Annotated in this window: 3 protein-coding genes; 1 reads left to right on the top strand and 2 read right to left on the bottom strand. The window is 74.5% G+C overall.

Annotated features, from left to right (window positions below; translation table 11 throughout):
* Positions 1-126 precede the first annotated feature (126 nt).
* Entirely contained in the window at positions 127-702 is a 576-nt protein-coding gene (locus HUW36_RS29620) for an RNA polymerase sigma factor (protein WP_246248389.1), read from the bottom strand.
* Between the two features lie 73 nt (positions 703-775).
* Here HUW36_RS29620 and HUW36_RS29625 point away from each other — a divergent pair, with 73 nt between their 5' ends.
* Positions 776-2350: an FMN-binding glutamate synthase family protein gene (locus HUW36_RS29625; RefSeq protein ID WP_174531116.1), complete on the top strand. Its 1575-nt coding sequence runs from the start codon at positions 776-778 to the stop codon at positions 2348-2350.
* A gap of 12 nt (positions 2351-2362) precedes the next feature.
* Here the strand turns inward: HUW36_RS29625 and HUW36_RS29630 are convergent.
* Positions 2363-2993 (bottom strand): DUF1501 domain-containing protein (locus HUW36_RS29630; protein ID WP_174531117.1); only part of this gene is annotated, 631 nt, incomplete at its 5' end.

A 2993-nucleotide genomic window follows, 5' to 3' on the forward strand; every position in this document is an offset into this window, starting at 1 on the left:
GCCAGCCCGTACCGCCACCGCCGTCGCGGTGCCGGCCCGGCGAGGCGGGCGCGGACCCGGCCGGTCACGTCCGGCGACCGCTCCGGCTCCAGCCAGGCGGCCAGCTCGCGCAGCTCCCGCTCCAGGTCATCCACGGCGCACCACCTCACGGTCGAGCAGGCCGCGCAGCTTCGCCAGCGCCCGGTGGGTCCGCGACTTCACCGTGCCCCGGGGCAGCCCCAGCACGGTCACGGTCTCCTCCTCGCCGAGGTCGAGCAGGTAGCGGCAGACGATCACCTCGCGGTCACGCGCCGGCAGGCGGCGCAGCGCGTCCACCAGCGCGGCCCGGCGCTCGGCGGCGAGGACCGCGCCGAGGCCGTCGTCGGTGGTGACGTCCGTCGTCGGGCCGGCGGTCGCCGCGCGCAGCGTCAGCCCGTCCCGCCGGGTACGCGACCGGTGCAGGTTCCGGCTCTCGTTCGCCACGATGGCCAGCAGCCAGGACCGGAACGACGCCTCGCCCCGGAACCGGGACAGTTTCCGGTACGCCTTCACGAACGCCTCCTGGACCACGTCCTCGGCGTCCGGGCCGGCTCCGAGCAGCACCGCGGTCCGGTACGCGGACGCGGTGTGCCGGGCGACCAGGAGGTCGTACGCCTCCCGGTCACCGGCGCGTACGCGGGTGACGATCTCGTCGTCGTCCAGGGCGACCTCCAGCTCGGTCACCTCCATGACACCGCGTGCGCCGCCCGGGTTCCACCGGAGTTTGACCGGTGGCCCCGGCGGAAAGAGAGGCGGGATGAGCTGGGCCAGGAGAGCCGTACCCGCCGCCGTCGCCGCCGTGGCCGCGATCGCCGCGCGCGACCTGCTGCAACGCGACCACGCGCTGCGGCGCAACTTCCCCGTCCTCGCGCACGCCCGCTACCTGATCGAGTCGATCGGGCCGGAGCTGCGCCAGTACGTCGTGGCCGGCAACGACGAGGAGCGGCCCTTCACCCGCGACCAGCGGCGCTGGGTGTACGCCTCGGCGAAGCAGGAGAACAACTACTTCGGGTTCGGCACCGACAACGACATCGAGCACACCGCCGGCTACCCGATCATCAAGCACCGGACGTTCGGCCGGGCGGTGCCACCGTCCGCCCCGGGCGCCGGGCACGACGTGACGCTGCCCTGCGCCAAGGTGCTGGGCGCGGCGCGCGGCCGGCCGGGCGCCTTCCGGCCGGAGTCGGTGGTCAACATCTCCGGGATGAGCTTCGGGTCGCTCTCCGCCAACGCGGTGCAGGCGCTCAACCGGGGCGCCGCACTGGCCGGCTGCCTGCAGAACACCGGCGAGGGCGGCCTGTCGCCCCACCACCGCCAGGGCGGTGAGCTGGTCTTCCAGCTCGGCACCGCCTACTTCGGCTGCCGGGACGAACGCGGCCGGTTCAGCCTGGAGCGGCTCAAGGACCTGGTCGCCGGCGCGCCCGTGCGGGCGCTGGAGATCAAGCTCAGCCAGGGCGCGAAACCCAGTCTGGGCGGCCTGCTGCCGGCGGCGAAGGTCTCCGCCGAGATCGCCGCCACCCGGGGCGTCCCGGAGGGCCGGGACTGCGTCAGCCCGTCCCGGCACGCCGAGTTCTCCGACTGCGACAGCCTGCTGGACTGGGTGGAGCTGCTCGCCGCCGAGACCGGGCTGCCGGTCGGCATCAAGTCCGCCGTCGGCGACCTGGGCTTCTGGGAGGAGCTGACCGCGCTGATGCGGGACACCGGCCGGGGCGTGGACTTCGTGACCGTCGACGGCGGCGAGGGTGGCACCGGCGCCGCCCCGCTGATCTTCAGCGACTCGGTCTCGTTGCCGTTCCAGCAGGGCTTCTCCCGGGTCTACCGGACCTTCGCCGAGCGCGACCTGCACGAGCAGGTGGTGTTCGTCGGCGCCGGCAAGCTCGGCCTGCCGGACAACGCGGTGGTGGCGTTCGCGCTCGGCGCCGACATGGTCAACGTCGGCCGGGAGGCGATGCTGGCGATCGGCTGCATCCAGGCCCAGAAGTGCCACACCGACACCTGCCCCACCGGCGTGGCCACCCAGAACGCCTGGCTGGCCCGGGGCCTGGACCCGGCCCGCAAGTCGGTGCGGGCCGCCAACTACATCCGTACCCTGCGTCGCGACCTGGTCAAGGTCGCGGAGGCGTGCGGCGTCGAACACCCCGGTCTGATCGGCACCGACGCCGTCGAGATCCTCGACGGCCGCACCGCCTCCACGCCGCTGGACCAGGTGTACGGCTACCGGCCGGAGTGGGGGCTGCCGTCGGCGGCCGACCGGGCGGAGATCGTCCGGCTGATGACCGCCGAGGCGCCTCGCGGCGGCAGCGCGCCCCCCTCCCCCACCGCCGTCGGGTGATCGGACGCGAGGTCAGAGCACGCCGGTGAGCCGCCCCCGCCAGTCGGCCAGGATCGCGCCCGGATCGGTGTCCAGCACCCGCTCCAGCACGGTGGCGTAGACGTCCCGGAAGTCGGTGGTGTACTTCAGGTCGCCGTCGTCGAGGTCGGTCAGGCTGGGCGGCTCGCCGTACAGGCCGCCGTCGACAGGCGCGCCGAGCAGCAGCACGTCGGAGGCGGTGCCGTGGTCGGTGCCGTCGGAGGCGTTGGCCCGTACCCGGCGGCCGAACTCCGAGTAGACCGCCACCACCACCTTCTGCCCGGCGTCGGTGCGGGCCATCCGGTCGGCGAAGCGGCTCAACGCGCCGTCGAGCTGCCCGAGCAGCACCTGCTGGAGCTGCTTCTCGTCGGCGTGGGTGTCGAAGCCGCCGAGCGAGACGGAGAAGACGCGCGTGGTCACGCCGGCCTCGACGCACCGGGCGACCAGGTCGAGCTGCGCGTCGAGGGAGGCGCGGGCGCCACCGGTGGCGGTGGCGGGCGCGGTCTCCCCATCGTCCTCGGCCTCCTCTCCCGCCGGCGTGGCGCGCACCTGACCGACCATCGCGTCCACCGCGCGCAGGTCGGCGAAGCAGGCCGCGGCGCGGGCCCGGGCGGGCGAGTCGTCC

Source organism: Micromonospora maritima (assembly GCF_902825405.1).
GTDB classification, from domain to species: domain Bacteria; phylum Actinomycetota; class Actinomycetes; order Mycobacteriales; family Micromonosporaceae; genus Micromonospora; species Micromonospora maritima.

What these genes read in the sequence shown, in the direction of transcription:
- HUW36_RS29625 (WP_174531116.1), top strand. Translation starts at nt 776, where the DNA reads ATGAGCTGGGCCAGGAGAGCCGTACCCGCCGCCGTCGCCGCCGTGGCC.